The organism is Kitasatospora sp. NPDC032757 (assembly GCF_055579305.1).
In genome coordinates this window covers 1-17,765 of the sequence record NZ_JBVINN010000015.1, presented here as the reverse complement: position 1 = coordinate 17,765, position 17,765 = coordinate 1, and the positions used below count along the sequence as shown (strand labels likewise).

The 17,765-nt window shown below is 72.0% G+C and carries 17 protein-coding genes; 7 read left to right on the top strand and 10 right to left on the bottom strand.

Translation table 11 applies throughout. The annotated features are described in order from the left end of the window. Window positions 1–32: 32 nt before the first annotated feature. From ACZ5WK_RS18580 to ACZ5WK_RS18560, 5 genes are all read right to left on the bottom strand, one after another. Window positions 33–974, bottom strand: coding sequence for a carbohydrate ABC transporter permease (locus tag ACZ5WK_RS18580; protein WP_465548476.1), 942 nt, complete (start codon window positions 972–974; stop codon window positions 33–35). Between the two features lie 23 nt (window positions 975–997). Further along, window positions 998–2,287, bottom strand: a complete 1,290-nt coding sequence (locus ACZ5WK_RS18575) for an ABC transporter substrate-binding protein (protein ID WP_465548475.1) — start codon at window positions 2,285–2,287, stop codon at window positions 998–1,000. Window positions 2,288–2,687: 400 nt separating this feature from the next. Continuing rightward, complete coding sequence (locus ACZ5WK_RS18570) at window positions 2,688–3,791, bottom strand: LacI family DNA-binding transcriptional regulator (protein ID WP_465548582.1); 1,104 nt, start codon at window positions 3,789–3,791, stop codon at window positions 2,688–2,690. Between the two features lie 201 nt (window positions 3,792–3,992). Further along, window positions 3,993–5,465: a glycoside hydrolase family 16 protein gene (locus tag ACZ5WK_RS18565; protein ID WP_465548474.1), complete on the bottom strand. Its 1,473-nt coding sequence runs from the start codon at window positions 5,463–5,465 to the stop codon at window positions 3,993–3,995. A 143-nt stretch (window positions 5,466–5,608) separates the two neighbouring features. Continuing rightward, window positions 5,609–7,309: a glycoside hydrolase family 64 protein gene (locus ACZ5WK_RS18560; protein ID WP_465548473.1), complete on the bottom strand. Its 1,701-nt coding sequence runs from the start codon at window positions 7,307–7,309 to the stop codon at window positions 5,609–5,611. Window positions 7,310–7,550: 241 nt separating this feature from the next. Here ACZ5WK_RS18560 and ACZ5WK_RS18555 point away from each other — a divergent pair, with 241 nt between their 5' ends. The 3 genes from ACZ5WK_RS18555 (at window position 7,551) to ACZ5WK_RS18545 (ending at window position 9,109) form a co-directional block, all read left to right on the top strand. Further along, window positions 7,551–7,913, top strand: a complete 363-nt coding sequence (locus tag ACZ5WK_RS18555; RefSeq protein WP_465548472.1) for a DUF1304 domain-containing protein — start codon at window positions 7,551–7,553, stop codon at window positions 7,911–7,913. After that, a complete protein-coding gene (locus ACZ5WK_RS18550; protein ID WP_465548471.1) occupies window positions 7,910–8,464 on the top strand; it encodes a TetR family transcriptional regulator in 555 nt (184 codons plus the stop codon). The genes ACZ5WK_RS18555 and ACZ5WK_RS18550 overlap by 4 nt, the downstream gene beginning before the upstream one ends. 171 nt (window positions 8,465–8,635) lie before the next feature. Next, entirely contained in the window at window positions 8,636–9,109 is a 474-nt protein-coding gene (locus ACZ5WK_RS18545) for a GreA/GreB family elongation factor (protein WP_465548470.1), read from the top strand. Between the two features lie 120 nt (window positions 9,110–9,229). Here ACZ5WK_RS18545 and ACZ5WK_RS18540 read toward each other — a convergent pair whose 3' ends face one another. After that, window positions 9,230–9,904 (bottom strand): DUF1345 domain-containing protein, encoded by a 675-nt coding sequence (locus ACZ5WK_RS18540; protein ID WP_465548469.1) that lies wholly within the window; start codon window positions 9,902–9,904, stop codon window positions 9,230–9,232. A 273-nt stretch (window positions 9,905–10,177) separates the two neighbouring features. Here ACZ5WK_RS18540 and ACZ5WK_RS18535 point away from each other — a divergent pair, with 273 nt between their 5' ends. Further along, the gene (locus ACZ5WK_RS18535; protein WP_465548468.1) at window positions 10,178–10,975 is read left to right on the top strand and encodes an N-formylglutamate amidohydrolase; all 798 of its coding nucleotides are present in this window, start codon (window positions 10,178–10,180) and stop codon (window positions 10,973–10,975) included. Between the two features lie 56 nt (window positions 10,976–11,031). On the opposite strand, the gene ACZ5WK_RS18530 is transcribed toward ACZ5WK_RS18535, so the two are convergent. Beyond that, window positions 11,032–12,069 carry a hypothetical protein gene (locus ACZ5WK_RS18530; RefSeq protein WP_465548467.1) on the bottom strand — a complete coding sequence of 346 codons (1,038 nt, stop codon included), beginning with the start codon at window positions 12,067–12,069 and terminating at the stop codon, window positions 11,032–11,034. A 256-nt stretch (window positions 12,070–12,325) separates the two neighbouring features. On the opposite strand from ACZ5WK_RS18530, the gene ACZ5WK_RS18525 reads away from it, so the two are divergent. Continuing rightward, window positions 12,326–12,502, top strand: a complete 177-nt coding sequence (locus ACZ5WK_RS18525) for a hypothetical protein (protein ID WP_465548466.1) — start codon at window positions 12,326–12,328, stop codon at window positions 12,500–12,502. A 159-nt stretch (window positions 12,503–12,661) separates the two neighbouring features. Here the strand turns inward: ACZ5WK_RS18525 and ACZ5WK_RS18520 are convergent, their stop codons facing one another. Both ACZ5WK_RS18520 and ACZ5WK_RS18515 read right to left on the bottom strand, forming a co-directional pair. After that, entirely contained in the window at window positions 12,662–12,790 is a 129-nt protein-coding gene (locus ACZ5WK_RS18520; protein WP_465548465.1) for a hypothetical protein, read from the bottom strand. A gap of 52 nt (window positions 12,791–12,842) precedes the next feature. Then, entirely contained in the window at window positions 12,843–13,400 is a 558-nt protein-coding gene (locus ACZ5WK_RS18515) for a glycine-rich domain-containing protein (protein ID WP_465548464.1), read from the bottom strand. 720 nt (window positions 13,401–14,120) lie between these two features. On the opposite strand from ACZ5WK_RS18515, the gene ACZ5WK_RS18510 reads away from it, so the two are divergent. Further along, a complete protein-coding gene (locus ACZ5WK_RS18510; protein WP_465548463.1) occupies window positions 14,121–15,164 on the top strand; it encodes a helix-turn-helix domain-containing protein in 1,044 nt (347 codons plus the stop codon). Window positions 15,165–15,233: 69 nt separating this feature from the next. Here the strand turns inward: ACZ5WK_RS18510 and ACZ5WK_RS18505 are convergent, their stop codons facing one another. Next, window positions 15,234–16,877 (bottom strand): AMP-binding protein, encoded by a 1,644-nt coding sequence (locus tag ACZ5WK_RS18505; RefSeq protein WP_465548462.1) that lies wholly within the window; start codon window positions 16,875–16,877, stop codon window positions 15,234–15,236. A gap of 124 nt (window positions 16,878–17,001) precedes the next feature. Between ACZ5WK_RS18505 and ACZ5WK_RS18500 the strand changes: the two genes are divergently transcribed. Further along, window positions 17,002–17,448, top strand: a complete 447-nt coding sequence (locus ACZ5WK_RS18500; RefSeq protein WP_405363195.1) for an SRPBCC family protein — start codon at window positions 17,002–17,004, stop codon at window positions 17,446–17,448. The last annotated feature ends 317 nt before the right edge of the window (window positions 17,449–17,765 follow it).

Below are 17,765 nucleotides of genomic sequence, written 5' to 3'. Positions count from 1 at the left end.
GCCGGGGGGTAGGTCGCACGAGGGTCACGAGGTCACCGGTCCGTACGGTTGCGCCGGGCGGCGATCGCCGCGTTCAACAGGGCCAGGACGACGATCAACAGGAACATCACCCAGGCGACGGCCGCCGCGCGGCCCAGGTGGAAGAAGCTCCAGCCCTGCTCGTACAGGTAGAGGCCGAGGGTCTGGTACTGGTGGGAGATCCCGCCGCCGGCGTTGCCCTCGTAGAGCAGCGGTTCGCCGAACAGCTGGGTGGCGCCGATCGTCGAGACGACGACGGTGAAGACGATCGTCGGGCGCAGGCCGGGGACGGTGACGTGCCGGAACTGCTGCCACCGGGAGGCGCCGTCCACCGCCGCCGACTCGTACAGCTCGCCGGGGATGGCCTGCATGCCGGCCAGGTAGATCAGCGCGTTGTAGCCGGTCCACCGCCAGGTGACGATGGCCGAGACGCCGAACTGCGAGGCCCAGGTGTCGGCCTGCCAGTCCACCGGGGAGAGCCCCAGCTGTCCGAGCACCCAGTTGATCAGGCCGTAGTCGCGCCCGAAGAGCTGGGCGAAGACCAGCGTGGCGGCGGCCACCGAGGTCGCGTACGGCAGCAGCATCGCGACCCGGAAGAAGGTACGGCCGCGCAGCCGGTAGTTGAGCAGGTGGGCCAGGCCGAGGGCCATCAGCAGCTGCGGGACGGTGGAGAGCACGCCGATGGTGAAGGTGTTGCGCAGCGCGTTCCAGAAGAACGGGTCGGCCAGCAGGCGGGTGTAGTTCTGCAGGCCCAGCCAGTCCATCCGGTCGGCGCTCTGCAGCTCGACGCGGTGGAGCGAGACGTAGGCCGTGTAGAGGAGGGGGAAGAGCCCGAAGGCCGCGAAGAGGACGAAGAAGGGGGCGAGGAAGCCGTAGGGTGCGAGCCGGCCGGCCCGGCGGGTGCGGGCCCTTGCCGGGCCGGCGGCGGGCAGGCGGGCGGAGGAGAGCGTGGCCATCGTGGCGCCTTCGTGAGGATCCGTCAGCTGCCGTCGGCCTTGCGGATGTTGTCCATGGCGTGCTTCCAGGCGGTGTCGGGTGCGGTGCCGGTCCGCTCGACCTCGCCGAGGGCGTCGGTGAACGCCTTGCCGATCACGCCGTCGTCCACACCGAGCACCTGGGCGGGCATGCCGGCCGCCGACTCACTGAAGATCTGGCCGATCGGCGCGTTGCTGAAGTACGGGTCGGCGACGCCCTTGATCGCGGCCTGTGCGCCGGTGGAGGACGGGAAGGAGCCCTGCTTGGTGAACAGGGTGGTCTGCTGCTCCTTGGCGGTCAGCCACTTGATCAGCTCGGCAGCCTCCTTCGGGTGCTTGGCCGTCCTCGGCACCATCAGGTAGGAGCCGCCCCAGTTCCCCGTCCGGCCGGGGCCGGGGGCGACGTCCCAGGTGCCCGAACCGGCCTCCCCCGCCTGGCCCTTGATGTAGCCGAGCATCCAGGCGGGGCAGCTGAGGGTGGCGAACTTGCCGGTACTGAAGGCCTTGTTCCACTCCGGGGTCCACTGCGGCAGCTTGGCCGAGAGGCCGTCCGCGACCAGCCGGCCGGCGTCGGCCCAGGCGGTCTTCACGGCCTGGCTGGTCTCGAAGACCGGCTTGCCGCTCTCGTCGGCGTAGCGGACCTTCTGCTGGCCGACCTCGGCGGTGAACATGCCGGCCGCGCTGTCGGTCCAGACGTTGCCGGGCGCGGCCTTGGCGACGTACTCCCTGCCGAGGCCGAGGTAGCCCTGCCAGGTCGACCAGCGGGCGGCCAGTTCGGTGCGGTCGGTGGGCAGGCCGGCGGCCTTGAACAGGTCGGTGCGGTAGCAGATCGCCTCCGGCCCGATGTCGGTGCCGGCGCCGAGCACCCGGCCGTCGGCGGTCTTCACCGCGGCACCCTTCCACGGCACCAGTTCGTCGTTGACCGCACCGAGGCCGAGGTTCTTCAGGTCGGTGAACTTGTCGGCCTGCTTCTGCAGCACGCTGGCCACCCGGCCGACCTCCAGACCCTGGATGTCGGCGAGGCCGCCGCCGCCCGCGAGCTTGGTCTGCAGGGCCTGCCAGTACTGGCCCTCGTCCTGGGTGTCGGTCTGCTTGACGGTGATGTCGGGGTGCAGCTTCATGTACTCCTCGTAGAGGCCGCTCTCCTTGAAGCCGAAGGTGCCGAAGAGGTCGACGGTGATGGTCACCTTGCCGCCGGCGGCGGTGTCGGAGGAGCCGGCGGAGCTGTTGCACGAGGTGAGCAGGAGGATGGCGGCGAGGGCGGTGCTGCCGAGGGCGGCGGCGGAGCGGCGCATGAGGTCTCCCTGGCGGGGCGGGTGGGCTTCGGGGGGCGGGCGATGCGGGCGGGCCGACCGAGATCGGCGGCCGAGGCGGTGCGAGCGGTGCTGGCGGTGCGAGAGAGCAGTGCGTGGGCTCGGTGCGAGAGCGCTTGGTGAGTGCGTGGCGTGATGGGTGCGAGCGTGGCGCGGTGGGTGAGAGCGCTTTCTGAGAGCGCTCTCAAGCACTGAGAGGAGAGTGCCGCGCGGGGGCGCACCGGTCAAGGGGTCGAAACCCGAACGTAATCTCGGAGTTACCGCCAACGGGCGTTCAGGAAGTGAAGGCGGCAGTGCAGAAGGCAGCGCCCTGAAGGCACTGCTCGAGAGTCGGAAGGCGCCTCTCGGGAGTCGGAAGGCGTTACTCGGGAGGAGATGCCACTCAGGCCGAGGCGCGCCGGACCAGCCGGGTCGGGGTGATCACCGAGGCCGGACCCCCCGGCCGCCGGCCCGCCGCCGGCCACGACGCCGGCCCCGCGGGCGCGCCGGCGGCCGAGCCGGCCTCGGCGAGCCGGCGCAGCAGCAGGCGAGCCATCAGCCGGCCCATCTCCTCGATGTCCTGGCGCACCGTGGTGAGCGGGGGCTCGGTCCAGGCGGCGATCGACTCGACGTCGTCGAAGCCGACCACGGCGACGTCCTCCGGCACCCGGCGCCCCGCGTCGCGCAGCACCCGCAGCGCGCCCGAGGCCATCGCGTCGGAGGCGGCGAACACCGCGTCCAGGTCGGGCCGGCGGGCCAGCAGTTCGGCCATCGCGCGGCCGCCGCCGTCGGGGGTGAAGTCCGCCTCGGCGACCAGCGCCGGGTCACCGTCGGGCAGCACGTCCCGGTAGCCGTCCAGGCGGTCCATGGCGGAGGTCTGGTCGAGCGGGCCGGTGATGGTGGCGATGACACCGCGCCCGAGCGCACGCAGGTGGCCGACGGCCAGCCGGGCGCCGCCGCGGTTGTCGCTGTCCACGTAGACCAGCTCGCGGTCGGACTCGGCGCCCGGCCAGCCCGGGCGGCCGCCCACCACGAAGGGCAGCCCGACCTTGCGCGCCATCTCGGGCAGCGGGTCGGGCTGGTGCAGCGAGAACAGCAGCGCGCCGTCCACGTGGCCGCCGGCCAGGTAGCGGCCCACCCGCTCGTAGTCGTGCTGGTCCTCGACCATCATCAGCACCATCTGGTTGTCGGCCGCGGAGAGTTCACGGCCGATTCCGCGCAGCTGCTGGGCGAAGAACGGGTCGGAGAAGAGCCTGCTGCCGGGCTCGGCCACCACCACGGCCACCGCGTGGTTGCGCCGGGTCACCAGCGTGCGGGCGGCCAGGTTGGGGAGGTAGCCGAGCTCCTCGACGGCCCGCTGGACCTTCTCCCGCAGCGCCTCTCGGACCCCCGCTCCCCCGTTCACCACCCGCGACGCCGTGGCCCGGGAGACCCCGGCCCGCTCGGCGACCGACTCCAGTGTCGGACGCGGCGCGGCCGCGTCCGCCTCGGCCGTGGGACGCGGCATCTGCTCCGGCACCGTGGGCTCCTCTCGCACGCGGACGCTTCGTCCCAGAGCCTAGCGGGTCGCGGACGCACGGTTGAGAGCGCTCCCATGGGGCCCTCCCACGGGCGCTCGCATGGGCGCTGCCGTGCCCGTTGCCGCCGCACCCGCGCACGCCGCGGCGGCGGCAGACGGTGACCGTCTGCCGCCGCACGGCGCCCCGCGTCAGGTGGTGCTGAACGTGAACCAGTTGACGTTGACGAAGTCGGCCGGCTGGCCGCTGGTGAACGTCAGGTAGACGTCGTGCTTGCCGGTGACGGCGCTGATGTTGGCCGGCACGGTGGTCCAGCTCTGCCAGCCGCCGGTGTTGGCGACGGCGAACGAGCCGACGGGGGCGCCGGCCGGGCTGTCCAGCCGGACCTCCACCAGCCCGCTGACGCCGCCGGCCGCCCCCGAGGCCACCCTCGCCTTGAACTGCCGGGCCGCGGTGGCACCGAAGTCGACACCCCGGTAGAGCGCCCAGTCGCCGTTGGCCAGGGCGGCGAGGTTCTGGCCGCCGCCGCTGTCGGTGGTGGTCTCCAGCGCCGTTCCCGACTGGCCGCTGTAGGCCTCGGCCTGGATGGTGCCGTACGCGCTGCCCGTGCCGCCGGGCGGCGTGGTGGGCGGCGGCGTCGTCGGGGGCTGGGTGGTCGGCGGCGGCGTGGTCGGCGGCGTCGTGCCCCCTCCCCCGGAGCTGTAGACCGCGACGTAGTCGACCAGCATTGGCACGCCGGACGCCGTCCCCGCCGTCGGCGTCTTGTACCCGGCCACCGGGTCCGGGAACGCGCCGCCCATCGCGACGTTCAGAAGGATGAAGTGCCCGTGAGCGGTGGCCGCGTTCCAGGTGGCGGCGTCCATCTGCGCCGAGGTGACGGAGTGGTACTGCACACCGTCCACGTACCAGCGCAGCTGCTGCGGGCTGACACTGCGGTCCCACTCCAGCGCGTAGGTGTGGAAGTTGCCCTGGCAGGCGGAGCCCGGGCAGGCGTGCACGGCGCCGAGGCCGGTGGTCTCGTTGCACGGGCCGCCGGGGTTGCCGCCGCAGTGCAGGGTGCCCCAGACCTGGTTGACGCCGTTGACGTTCTCCATCAGGTCGAACTCACCGATGGTCGGCCAGTTCCAGTAGTTGCCGCGGTACGGCGCGCCCAGCGTCCAGAAGGCCGGCCAGTAGCCGGCGGCGGCCGGGCCGGTCACGTTCGGCATCTGGATCCGGGACTCGATCCGCAGCTTGCCCCCGGCCGGCGGTTCGAAGTCGCTGCGCCGGGTCTCGATCCGGCCGGAGGTCCAGTTGCCGTTGGCATCACGGATCGGGGTGATGCGCAGGTTCCCGGCGCCGTCCTGGCGGAGGTTGGCGGTGTCGGAGGTGTAGGTCTGGACCTCGCCGGTGCCCCAGCTGGCGGCGCCGCCGGGGTAGCTCGTCCCGGTGTCGACGATCCAGTCGGCGCCGGCGGGAAGGGTGTTGGCGGCGCCGCCGAAGTCGTCGCTCCAGACGGTGGTCCAGCCGGCCGGGGCGGGCGGGACGGCGGCCGTGGCGGTGGAGCCGAGGAGCGCGGCGCAGAGCGCGGTGGCGGCGCCGGCCGCCGTCAGGACGGTGGCCAGCGCCCGGCGCGGACGCCGGCGGCGGGTGGCGGTGGTTCTGGGAACGGTACGTGCGGACACGGTGGTGCACCTCCGTAGGTGGGCGGACGTGGGCTCGGTGCAGGGTTCGGGCGGGTCGGCGGGGCCGCGTGCGGGCGGAACGGCGGGGCAGGGCCCCGGAGTTACGGCGGGCGGGAAGGCACCTCCCGCCCGCGGGCTCGGGTTCACCAGCCGATGCCGAGGGTCAGGCCGGTGGGCGGGTTGGCGTTGCCGAGGATCTGCACGGACGACTGGTCGTTGATGTCGTCGTACGGGAAGGCGTAGGAGCGGCCGTTGAGGCTGACGCCGTGCAGGTACGCCGCGTAGTCGTTCCCGGCCACGCCGCTGCGGTAGTAGGCCGAGGGCCGGTACCAGTCCGCCGGGGTGAGCGCGACCCCGCGGTGGAAGGCCGCGCACAGCTCGGCACCGAGCTGCTTCTCGGTGTCGTTGCCGCTGGCCAGCGCGCCTGCGCAGGCCATCACGTCCGGCGAGGTGGGCTTGGCCAGGTGGAACGGCCCGGCGCCGTTCTTGGTGAAGGTCAGGGTGTTGTCACTGACCCGCCCGGTGAAGGTCTCACCGAGCCGGGTGAAGGTGAACTGGCCCGCCGTGTAGGTGGACCAGAACCGGTCGATCACCGGCTGGAGGTAACCCTGCTGCGCACCGCCGGCCAGGAACAGGTCGGACGAGCGCGGCGCGACGATCCGGTACGTGCCCTGAAGGGGGCGGAAGGCGGGCCCGACGGCCGCGGCGTAGCCGGCCATCACCTCGGCGCGGGTCCGGGTGATCCCGGCGGTGGTGTCGTAGCCGCTGGACGCCTGCTGGAGCCGGGCGGTCAGCGGGAAGCCGAAGCCGTCGACCTGGGTGGTGTTGCCGCCGAACGCGACCTCGCCGTTGACGTAGGTGTACTCGTACCAGTCGTAGTAGACGTCGTTGTTGGGGTCGGCCGCGTTTCGTGGGTCCGGCCCGCCCCAGCCCTGGTCGTCGGGCGAGACGGGGATGAACAGGGGCGAGCCGAGCGAGATGTAGATCCGGCCGCCGCGGATCGAGGCCGGCGAGGGGACGGTGCGCGCCCGGTCGAGGGTGAAGGACATGTTCGGGTAGGCGACGCCGTTCTTGGTCAGGTGGCCGGGGGCCGTGGCGTCGCGGTGGTCGATGTGCGCGGTCGTGCCGTCGGGCCGCAGGTAGGACCACTGGCCGGGGGCGACCATGCCGAGCACGGTCACGTAGATCTGGGAGTCGGCGTAGGCGCCCCGGGTGTTGTTCGTGAAGGTGAGCGGGAAGGTGCCGGGCCCGCCGCCCCCGCCCGGGGTGCCCGGCCCGGACGAGCCGACGGTGAAGGTGAAGTGCGGGGTGTCGTAGAGCGGGCCGGACTTCTCGTAGGTGAACCAGTACTCCAGCGTGGAGCCGGCGGCCAGCCCGTCGGCGGTCTTCTGCCAGCTGCCCGCGCTCTGGGTCATCCGGAAGTCCTGCTGGCCGCCGGTGCTCGGCCGGTAGTGGACGTCGACGAGGCCGGCGGGGGTGGCCGGAGTGAAGGTGAACCGGACCGAGCCGGGGCCGGCGGTGGCCGCCGACTGGGTGTAGTCGGTTGCCGCCCGCGCGCCCGCCGCCGTCCAGAGGCCGGTGAGCAGGAGGGCGAGCACCGTGAGCACGGCCATCGGCAGGCCGCGTCGCGGCCGGCAGTGCTGGGCCGAGCGGTGCTGGGTCGGGCGGTGCTGGGTCGGGCGGTGCTGGGTCGGGCGGTGCTGCCACGGGCGGTGCTGGGCCTCCCGATGGTGGTCCGGGCGACGGATGGCCGGGCTGTCGAGGTCCGGGCTGTCGAGGGCCGGGCGGTGGCCGGCGGGCCCCGGCACGGGGGCGGGGGCGGGGGCGGGTGGGGGTGCCGTCATGGGGATGCCTTCCCTCGGCGCGGTGGGGCGCGGCGGACGAGAGGGGAACGGGAGGAGAGCGCGCCGTGAGAGCGCTCTCACGCGGTCGACACACTGTCCCGCCTTGGCCCGCCACGGTCAAGAGGTGAAGCAACGAACTTCTGCCCCAGTCAGGTGAGTTCATCTCTTGAAGCGAGCGGGTTCGCAAGGTTCTGGACATGTGTCTATGATTGCTGGACAACAGTCCAGAAAGGAGCCCGTTATGGGCATCGTGGCGAACACACTGGTGGGCCTGGTGGCCGCACTGCACGGATACATCCTGGTGCTGGAGATGTTCCTCTGGGAGCGCGCGCCCGGCCGGGGACTCTCCGGCTTCGACGCACCGATGGCCAAGGCCACCGCCCCGCTGGCCGCCAACCAGGGCCTCTACAACGGCTTCCTGGCCGCCGGCCTGGTCTGGGGCCTGGTCGCCGACGACCCGACCGGCTTCCGCGTCCAGGTGTTCTTCCTCTCCTGCGTGGTCGTGGCGGGCCTCTACGGCGCGGCGACCGCCAACCGCCGGATCCTCTTCGCCCAGGCCCTGCCCGGCGCCCTCGCTCTCGCCGCCGTCCTGGCCGCCCGATGAGCGACGCACGGGCCGACCGCACCCGGGCCCGCCTCCGTGCCGCATTGCTCGCCGAGTGCGCCGAACGCCCGCTGGCCGAGGTGAGCGTGGCCGCTGTGGTCCGGCGGGCGGCCGTGGGGCGGGCCACCTTCTACCTCCACTACGAGGACCTCCAGGCCCTCGCCGTGGACGCCTGCGCCGAGGTCGTCCGGGACGCCGTCGATGCGCTGCACGCGTGGCGCGGCACCCCCGACCCCGCTGCCCCTCCACCCGCCCTGGCCGCCTTCCTCACCGACGTGGACCGGCACGCGGCGGTCTACCGCTCCCTGCTCCGGCCCGGCGGCACCGGCCCGCTGGGCGACCTCCTCCACCGCGAGCTCCGCGAACGCAGCCGCACCGAGCGGCAGTTGGCCGGAGCCCCGCACCCCGACCTGGTCGCCACCGCGGTGGCCGCCACCTTCACCGCCCTGCTCGCCGACTGGCTCCACGACCTGGTGCCGGCCACCCCGGCCGAACTCGCCGCCCACAGCTGGCGCCTGCTGATCTCCCTCCACCGCACACCGTTCGCCTGAGCGACGGCGAGCCACTCGGCCCGCCCGCGCCCGGGCCACCCGGGCCGGCCGAGGCCGGGAGCCGGGGCCACGGCCTGCCACCGCAGCCCCACCACTTGCCTGATATCTTCGAAAATGCCGCAATTGTCCTGTGACACTCACCCGTGCCACCTGCCCCCCGAGGAGCCGGGAATGACCGGTGAAGCCGAGCCCATCAGCGCTGTCGCCCGCGAGGCACTCGAACGCGAGCTCGCCGCATTGCGCACCGACCGCGAAAAGGTCGCCGTCACCCTGCGGGGCGGCAAGGAGGTGGGCGACCGGGCGGACCAGGCCGACGAGTTGCAGCGCGCCACGGAGGTCGACCGGCTGGACGCCCGCATCGCCGAGATCAACGGCCGCCTGCGCCAGGCCGCCGTGGCGGGCCCTCCGAGTACCGACGCGGTCGGCGTGGGCAGCACCGTCACGGTGCGGTTCGCCGACGGCACGGAGACCACCCTGCAGATCGGCCAGGTCGCCGGGGCGCTGGACCGGACACTGGTCACCACCGACAGCCCGCTCGGCCGCGCCCTGATCGGCCGCCGCGCCGGCGACACCGTCAGCTACGAGGCGCCCGGGGGTCGGACGACGGCCGTCGTGCTCTCCCTCGGCGGCGGGGACGACGGGTAACGACGGCCGGAAACGGGCGCCTCGGGAGGCGGGCGGACTCGGGACGACGGGCGACAGGTCGGCGCCTGCGGTTCGGGCAGCGCATCAGCCCGGCGACCCCGTCGGCCCATCATCAGCCTGTCAGCCCGACGACCCCGTCAGCCCGACGATTCCGGCCACCAGGTTGATGGTGGTGGCCAGGATGCTGGCTCCGAACACGTAGGACAGCAGACAGTGCCGGAGGATCACCGCCCGGAGCTCCGAGCTGGAGACGCCGGTGTCGGAGACCTGGTAGGTCATCCCGAGGTTGTAGCTGAAGTACAGGAAGTCGCTGTACCGGGGCGGGTCGTCGGTGTTGAAGTCGATCCCGCCCTCCGGCGGCAGGTAGTAGAGATACGCGTAGCGGGTGGCGTACATCAGGTGAAGCGCCGCCCAGGCCATGAACACGCCGCAGAGCGCCGTCGCCGCGGCGGCCCGGCTCACGTCCGTCCTGCCGACCAGGAGCAGCGCCACGATCCCGACCAGTCCGCACAGGGCGGCCGCGACGACGGCGAGTTCCTCGACGACGGGGCGGAACTCCTCACGCCCGACGTTGCGATGGGTGCTGGTGGGGTTCATCGGCCACAGGACGAGCCACCCGGCCACCACGAAGGCCGTCTCCGCCACCGCGATGCCGGCGAGGATTCCCAGCGGCAGGTGGGTCGGCACACCGACGGCCGCGCCGGCAGCAGCTCCGAGGACCGCCGAGCCGGCGAGCCGGGGAACGGCGGAGAGCACCAGCCGGTGGGTCATGGGGGCCTCGGGACGCAGAGCCATCGAAAGCGGACGGAAGCGAACGGGGACGGACGGAAGGGGACGGGGAGCGGGCAACGTCAGCGTATCCGCACGTGAACCGGGGTGCAGCCCGGCAGGCCGAGGACGCCTGTCGCGGCAGGCCACCGAGGCTCAGGGGGGCAAATGGCGCGCCCGGATCAGCAGGCACGGCCTGCCCGCACGTGCGCACGCCACCCGGGCCGCACGGAGCCGGCCGTCGGGCGGACATGATGGGGGTGACACCTCATCACCGGACCCGACCCGCATCGAGGACAGATGACCGACACCTCCGCCTCCTTCCGGCTCCACCCCGGATCGCCCGACTCCCCCGTGATCCTGCACGTCCCGCACTCCTCCCGCGCGATACCCGCCGACGTCCGCGCCGGGATCGTGCCGGACGACGAGGCGCTCGCGCTGGAACTGGACCACATCACCGACGCGCACACGGCGGAGATCGCCGCCGCTGCGGCAGCGGCGGCGCGCGTCACTCCCTGGCGGTTCGTCAACCGGCTGTCCCGCCTCGTCATCGACCCCGAGCGCTTCCCCGACGAGCGCGAGGAGATGCTGGCCGCCGGCATGGGGGCGGTCTACACCCGGACCACGCACCGCGAGGAGCTCCGCCCGGCCGGCTTCGACGGGCAGCCACTGCTGGAGCGCTACTTCCACCCGTACGCGGAGGCGGTGACGGCCGCGGTCGCGGAACGCCTCGAAGCGGTCGGGCGCGCGGTGGTCATCGACGTCCACTCGTACCCGACGAAGGCCCTGCCGTACGAGCTGCACGGCGACGGGCCCCGGCCGCCCATCTGCCTCGGCACGGACCCCTTCCACACGCCCGCCGCACTGCTCGACGCGGCGCAGCAGGCGTTCGCCGGCTTCGGCGGCACCGGCCTCGACAGCCCGTTCGCGGGCACGTACGTGCCCCTGCGGTACTACGGGAAGGCCGCCGACGTCAGCGCGCTCATGGTGGAGATCCGCCGCGACCTCTACATGGACGAGCCCGGCGGCCCGGCGGGCTCGGGGCTCGACGCACTGGCGGGCGCGCTCGCCGCTCTCGTCGACCGGGTGTCCGCCTGACGGTCCTCCGGGGGCGGTGGGGGCCCGCTGGGGGCCTCCGACCGGGAGCCGGCGGCCTACTGGATGCTCCAGCGGTGCGGGTGGCCCGGGTCGGTGGGGCAGGCGAAGACGTTGAGCTCGCCCCAGCTGCCCACGGTCACCTCGGTGGGTGTCGCGTGCGGGTGCGGGGGCAGGTCGTGTTGCTCCAGTGGTTTCCAGCTGCCGCTGCCGCCGTCCCACTCCGAGCTGTCGACGGTGAGCAGCAGGTGCATGGGGGTCGCGCAGGCCCGGCAGTCCATGGGGGCCGGGTCGGTCGAGTGCCAGGAGGCGAAACCGCCGACGCGCCAGCCGGGCGGGATGGACAGGTCGTACTGGTAACCGACCGTCGTGACCTCGTCCCCGCCCTCGTCCTCGGACTGCTCGGCCTCCTCCTCGCGGGTGTCCTCCCAGGTCTCGACCCTGGCGCAGAGGTCCTCGGGCAGGAGGCCGGCGAACGGGTACGTGGTCACCTGCTCCGGGTGCAGCACACAGGGTTCGGGCACATATCCGTCGAAGCCGGCGAGCGGTGCCTGCGGCGGGGCGGCCAGCACCTCGGTCACCTCCCACGATCGGCGCCAGCGCAGATCGATCTGCATGCCGAAGCCGGTCGGTCCGTGCGCGTCGAAGGGACACCAGAACACCTGGAGCAGGTCGCAGTCGCCGGGCCCGGCCGGCAGGTCGGGGAGGTCCCGCCGGTACAGCTGGGCGAGGCCGATCATCGGCAGCGGCCCGGTCGCCTCGGCCCCTTCGAGCCGGTGTTCCCGCCTGAGCCCGTCCAGCAGCTCCCGCTCCTCGTCGGTGGGGCCCGACGCCGGGTCGCGCTCCCAGGCGGCCGCCAGCACCTCCCGGTACCGGCGGACGTCCGCCGGGCGCCTCCCCCGCCGGCGGCCGTGGGAGTCGGCGCAGACCGGCCACGCCTCGTCCGCCGGCCAAAGCAGCGGCCCGCCCACGGAGCTGGCCGACACCTCCGGGCGGCCCGGCCGCGGGTGGAGCCGGGTGGTGGTGCCCCGATGGGCGGCCAGCTCCGGGAAGAGCGCCTCGACGTCGAGCGGGCGTGGCGGTGTGGTCCTCGTCATGGCCGCGACCTTAAACACCCCGCAGCCGCGGCGATCAGGCAGGGCCAGGAGTCGCGGGAACGCCGGCGAACCAGGGCGAGCCGAGGCCCACAGGTCGAGCACCCGTAGATCAAGGTCAACCCCGGTGCGCACCTCCCGCCCTCCGGACGCGGGTGTCTGGCGCCAGGAGCTTGACGAGGTCCGAAAGACACCACCACCACCCGCAGCTCGGGTCTACGCTCGGGGAACATCGACCGAACATCACCTGGGGGCCCGCATGAGTGACTACCTCGACCACGCCAACGCCGCCCGGGCGTACTTGGCAACGCTTCCCAAGCGCCTGAGAGACGAGACCATCGTTGAGGCAGCAAAGGTCGAGGCGTACCTCGCTCTCGCCGCAGCCATCGCCGGTCGCCTCGGGGGCGCGGACGACAAGTCTCGGCCCGCTGGCTGAGTGGCTCACTGCGCTGCAACGAGCTTGCGCTTCGGCGAACGGCCACGGCCGTTCAGGGACTTCGGCGCAGGTCGGCTGCGCTTGCCTTCGAGAGGCGTCCAGGGGCCCGACCGTCCTCCGTCCGTGCGGGACGTGGGCCCGGCCGGGCCGGTCGGTGGGCTACTCCGGGTCGGGGTCAACGAGGAACATGCGCACTACGGGCTGTTCCGCTTCCCCTTCGGCATCCTCCACCGCCTGGTGGTACGTCCTGACGAGATCCGCGTACTGCGGGTCGGTCCAGCTGTCCATGAGATCTCCCTTCCCGCAGCAGCGTACGGACTGCCCGGATACCGGTTGGCGGTTACGCCGGAACAGCCTTGCTGGGCTTCGGCTTCGGCTTCTTCTCGACCTTGATCGGCGTGCAGTTGGAGCTGGGGGTGTGCCAGACGATCGACCGGACCCCGACCTCGTTCCTGTCCGGGCGGGCCCACAGCGCCCGGTCCGGGGCCACCCCTGCCGCCTCCATGATGGCAAGCGTCAGGGCGACGTTCTCGGCGTCGTACGCCGTCTCCTCCGGCGTCTCCGGGTAGTGGTGAATGAAGCCGCCCAGCTTCTCGCAGAGCTGCCCGTACATCTCCGTCTGCAGGATCAGGGCGTGCCAGCCCTCGTCCACCACGGGCGACGGCGCGAGCGGGAGGTCCCGGTTCTGCGAGACGGTGACGAGGTAGGCCAGCGCCTCCCCCACGATCTGCCCGGCAAGGTTCATCTCCATTCCGGGGTTGTTGCCGACGACGGTCAGGGCAACGCGTCGGAACTCGTCCCGCGTGAGTAACGTCGTCGGCGGGACGACCGGGTTCACCGGGATCATCGGCCCGGGTCCGGGCGGAGCCGGCGGCGTGGGCGGCGTCGGAGTGGTCATACTGGTGTCTCCTCACATTGCGGGGTTCCCGACGTCGGCGACGCCGGGGCCGTTCGGTGTTGCGGAACCCGCTCCGGCCGGCTGCCTGCCAGGGATTGACGGTCGGGGCGGGAATCTGTGGGGACCCAAGAGGGCCGGTCCTGTGCCTACCGGGGCACAGGAGGTGAGAGGCCGTCCCGCGCTCGGCGCTGGTCAGCTCATAGGCCGCCGATGCCAAAGACGGCCGCGGAGTACGGGTCCATCAGCGGAGCTTCGGGTGGTTGGCTTCGCGAACCCGGGCCAGCAGTTCCGCTCGCCGCTGACGCTGCTCCGACGTCAACGGGATCTCGCTGAACTCCTCCGGCGTCAGAACCGGGCGGGGAGCGGACGGGCGCTTCGGCGGCCACCGGAGCTCCCTCAGCCACTCGAACGGGTCGACCGGCGCTGCCAGTTCATCGCCCGGAACATCCGACGGGTACGGTGCAGGGCCGCCCAGGAAATGCGTCCACGGGGCCGGGTGCCGCTCCTCAGCGCTGCCCATGTACTGCCTCCAGAGCCACACACTCCCCGTCGTCCACGTGCTGTGCACGGGCCTTGGCGAGGTTGCGCCGGATCGTGGGGTACTCATCCGCCGAGTACATCGCCGCTCCTTACCCCGCGTTCAGGTGTTGTCTGGACCTGCCGTCTCCCGCTGGACAGCCAGCCCGTCGGGAGTTGAGCTGGCCGCCTACTCAGCATCGGATGCCTGACGACCTGGCAGTATGCGCAAAGACGCCAAAAGCATTGACGCAATCCGTCAATATGAGCGCCGTGACGACGTCAATCCAGCGCGTAGACCGTGGGTCACGCCGGCAAGCGGAGCAAGCAGCCCGAACAATTCGGCTCGGGGGCATCCGTGATGGCCTACCGCCCAGCGAGATCGTGATGCGGATCCTGACGGCCCTTCCCAACGTGCACCTTCTGGAGGCGCACCGATGGGCACAGGGGTGGAGTCGATCAGAGTTGTCGGCCCACATCGACCGCGTCTACGAGGACGACGGACTTCATCCTCCGCACGTCTCGGACGCTGAGCTGTGCCGTTGGGAGCACGGCCAGCGTCGTCCGTCCGATGAGCGCGTTGACTACCTTTGCCGCGTCTATGGCACGCGGCCCGACCGGTTGGGGTTTGGGCATGACTACAGTGGTGCCATGCTGGGACACCTCGAACAGGCCGGCCTGTCCGGCGCCTTCCCGCTGACCAACACCGACTCCAAAGCCGATCTGATCGATCGTCTGCGCGGTGCGCGTGAACGCATCGTCATGTTCGGCCTTACCAGGAACTTCTACGGCAGCGACGAGATGCTGCCGCTGTTCACCTCCAAGTCCAAAGAGGTTCCCATTCGGATCTTCATCATGGATCCACACTGCGCCTCCCGTAGAGACCGGTACCGGCTGGAGCCGGCCGAGGCAGCGATGGAGGATCCGAATCGCTACGTGCGAGAGGTGCTGAACCCTCTCGTCCAGGCCGTCGCCCGCGAGGGCACCGACCTGAAGGTCTACCTCTACGACTTCCCGTGCAGCTTCGCGATCGAGCAGATCGACGACACCATGCGCGTCATGCTGTACGGCCACGGGAAACGCGGGACCGACGGACCGATCCTGGTCTTCGACAAGGGCGAGGGCGACGGCACGCCGTACTGGCAGTACTTCGCCGATCAGTTGGCCTGGATGCAGCGCTTGGCGGACGCGGACGAGATCCCTGAGCCGTGGCGGTCGAAGGACATCCGCATCCGCGAGTACAGCTGACCTGGGCAAGCGCTGCACAGGTGTCAGGGGCCGCCTCGCCGGCAGCAGCCGGCGAGGCCCGGGCATCCGTCAGGCGTGCTCCGCACCCGCCTCCGTGTGGAGGCCCAGGAGGGCGGCGGCCCGGTCGCGCATCTCGACCTTGCGGACCTTGCCGGTGACGGTCATCGGGAACTCGTCCACCAGGTGCACGTAGCGCGGGATCTTGTAGTGGGCGATCCGGCCGGTGCAGTACGCGCGCAGGGTCTCGGGGGTCAGCTCGCCGGCGCCGGGGCGCAGCCGGATCCAGGCCATCAGCTCCTCGCCGTACTTGGCGTCGGGGACGCCGATGACCTGGGCGTCGAGGACGTCGGGGTGGGTGTGGAGGAACTCCTCGATCTCGCGGGGGTAGATGTTCTCGCCGCCGCGGATGACCATGTCCTTGATCCGGCCGGTGATGGTGAGGTAGCCCTCCTCGTCCATCACGGCGAGGTCGCCGGTGTGCATCCAGCCGTCGGCGTCGACCACCTCGGCCGTGCGGTCGGGCTGGTCCCAGTAGCCGAGCATGACCGAGTAGCCGCGGGTGCAGAGTTCGCCGGGGGTGCCGCGGGGGACGGTCTGCCCGCTCTGCGGGTCGACGATCTTGACCTGGAGGTGCGGCCCGACCCGGCCGACGGTGGAGACGCGGCGCTCCAGCGGGTCCTCGACGCGGGTCTGGGTGGAGACCGGGGAGGTCTCGGTCATGCCGTAGCAGATCGACACGTCGCGCATGCCCATCCGTTCGACGACCTGCTTCATGACCTCGGTCGGGCAGGGCGATCCCGCCATGATGCCGGTCCGCAGGCTGGAGAGGTCGTGGTCGGCGAAGCCCGGGTCGTTGAGCTCGGCGATGAACATGGTGGGGACGCCGTAGAGCGAGGTGCAGCGTTCGGCGGCCACCGCGCGCAGGGTGGCGGCGGGATCGAACGCCGGGGCGGGGATCACCACGCAGGCACCGTGCGAGAGGGCGGCGAGGTTGCCCATGACCATGCCGAAGCAGTGGTAGAAGGGCACCGGTACGCAGATCCGGTCGTGTTCGGAGTAGCCGCACAGCTCGCCCACGAAGAAGCCGTTGTTGAGGATGTTGCGGTGGGAGAGCGTCGCGCCCTTGGGGAACCCGGTGGTGCCCGAGGTGTACTGGATGTTGATCGGGTCGTCCGGGCCGAGTGCGGCGCCCGTACTCCCGGGCCGGTCGGTGTCCCCGGCGGCGAGCAGCTCGCTCCACCCGGTCGAACCGATCAGCAGGACGTCCTTCAGCTCCGGACACCGCGGCCCGGCCTCGGCGAGCATCGCCGCGTAGTCGGAGGTCTTGAACGAGGGCGCGGCGACGACCGTCCGGATGCCCGACTGCCGTAGCACGTACTCGAGTTCGTGCGTGCGGTAGCCGGGGTTGACGGTCACCAGGATCGCGCCGATCCGGGCGGTGGCGTACTGGACGAAGACCCACTCCGCGCAGTTCGGGGCCCAGATCCCGACCCGGTCGCCCCGGCCGACGCCGAGGGCCAGCAGGCCGCCCGCGACCCGGTCCACCTCGGCGGACAGCTCGCGGTACGTCCAGCGACGGCCCGTGGGCAGGTCGACCAGGGCCTCGCGACCGGGGAAGGCGCGGACGGCACGGTCGAGGGCCGCGCCGATGGTGTCGTCCAGCAGGGGTGTGGCCGAGGCGCCGGCGTCGATGCTGGGAGGCGGGGTGGGCATGCGGGGGCTCCTCGGCTCGTCCGGACAGCTGGCGACCGAGTCTATGCAGGGCCGCGCCTGACGTCATTCACCCCGGCGGACTGGAACCATGACGCCACGTCACCCCAATGTCGAAGGAGGATCCATGGCAGGTCAGTTCGAGGCCGTGATCGAGGTCGAGCGGCCCATCGCGGAGGTGTTCGCCTTCCTCGCGGACGGCCGGAACGACCCCAGGTTCAGCCCGCGCGTGCTGGAGATCAGCAAGACGCCGGACGGTCCGACCACCGTCGGCACCGTGTTCAGCAGCACGGTCAAGGACGCGGGGATGAAGACCCGGCGGCAGATCCGGATCACCGCACTGGACGCGCCGACCACGCTCCGCTGGACCGAGGTCTCCAAGAACCTCGTCACCTCCGACGTCGGGGGCTACGACCTGGCGCCGCTCACGGAGACCACGACCCGGGTGCGGATCTTCAACAAGCTGGAGGGCCACGGCCTGGGCAAGCTGCTGGTGGGCCTGGCCCTGAGCGCGGCCCGCAAGGACGCACCGGCGTTCGGGCGGCGCATCAAGGCGGCGGTCGAGGCCTCCTGACCGCCGGTGCCGGCTGAGGCGGGAGGGCGTGGCCGGACACGACGGCGGGCGCCCGAGCCGGCCGGCAGAGGGCGGGGCCGCGCGTGCGGCACCCGCCCTCCGGCGTGGGCCGCCGGCCCCGGGTGGATCCCGGCCGGCCGGTGGCCGTGGCCGGGATCCGCCGGAATCCCGGTGCGGACGGTGTGCCTCTTCGGGCAGAGATGGGTGGAGATGACCCGAAATCTAGCGAGTAGCCGGGGGGAGTTTCACCCCCCGGCTCTCTCAGAACCGTGCTTGATCGTCTCCGATCACACGGCTCCCATCGTCCAGTCGTTCGC

Excerpts from the sequence above, each read along its gene's own strand:
- ACZ5WK_RS18530 (WP_465548467.1), bottom strand. The coding sequence starts at position 12,069 with ATGACGAGGACCACACCGCCACGCCCGCTCGACGTCGAGGCGCTCTTC.
- ACZ5WK_RS18580 (WP_465548476.1), bottom strand. The coding sequence starts at position 974 with ATGGCCACGCTCTCCTCCGCCCGCCTGCCCGCCGCCGGCCCGGCAAGG.
- ACZ5WK_RS18510 (WP_465548463.1), top strand. The coding sequence starts at position 14,121 with ATGCCTGACGACCTGGCAGTATGCGCAAAGACGCCAAAAGCATTGACG.
- ACZ5WK_RS18520 (WP_465548465.1), bottom strand. The coding sequence starts at position 12,790 with ATGGACAGCTGGACCGACCCGCAGTACGCGGATCTCGTCAGGACGTAC.
- ACZ5WK_RS18535 (WP_465548468.1), top strand. The coding sequence starts at position 10,178 with ATGACCGACACCTCCGCCTCCTTCCGGCTCCACCCCGGATCGCCCGAC.
- ACZ5WK_RS18560 (WP_465548473.1), bottom strand. The coding sequence starts at position 7,309 with ATGACGGCACCCCCACCCGCCCCCGCCCCCGCCCCCGTGCCGGGGCCC.
- ACZ5WK_RS18515 (WP_465548464.1), bottom strand. The coding sequence starts at position 13,400 with ATGACCACTCCGACGCCGCCCACGCCGCCGGCTCCGCCCGGACCCGGG.
- ACZ5WK_RS18555 (WP_465548472.1), top strand. The coding sequence starts at position 7,551 with ATGGGCATCGTGGCGAACACACTGGTGGGCCTGGTGGCCGCACTGCAC.
- ACZ5WK_RS18550 (WP_465548471.1), top strand. The coding sequence starts at position 7,910 with ATGAGCGACGCACGGGCCGACCGCACCCGGGCCCGCCTCCGTGCCGCA.
- ACZ5WK_RS18545 (WP_465548470.1), top strand. The coding sequence starts at position 8,636 with ATGACCGGTGAAGCCGAGCCCATCAGCGCTGTCGCCCGCGAGGCACTC.
- ACZ5WK_RS18540 (WP_465548469.1), bottom strand. The coding sequence starts at position 9,904 with ATGGCTCTGCGTCCCGAGGCCCCCATGACCCACCGGCTGGTGCTCTCC.
- ACZ5WK_RS18575 (WP_465548475.1), bottom strand. The coding sequence starts at position 2,287 with ATGCGCCGCTCCGCCGCCGCCCTCGGCAGCACCGCCCTCGCCGCCATC.
- ACZ5WK_RS18505 (WP_465548462.1), bottom strand. The coding sequence starts at position 16,877 with ATGCCCACCCCGCCTCCCAGCATCGACGCCGGCGCCTCGGCCACACCC.
- ACZ5WK_RS18570 (WP_465548582.1), bottom strand. The coding sequence starts at position 3,791 with ATGCCGCGTCCCACGGCCGAGGCGGACGCGGCCGCGCCGCGTCCGACA.
- ACZ5WK_RS18525 (WP_465548466.1), top strand. The coding sequence starts at position 12,326 with ATGAGTGACTACCTCGACCACGCCAACGCCGCCCGGGCGTACTTGGCA.
- ACZ5WK_RS18500 (WP_405363195.1), top strand. The coding sequence starts at position 17,002 with ATGGCAGGTCAGTTCGAGGCCGTGATCGAGGTCGAGCGGCCCATCGCG.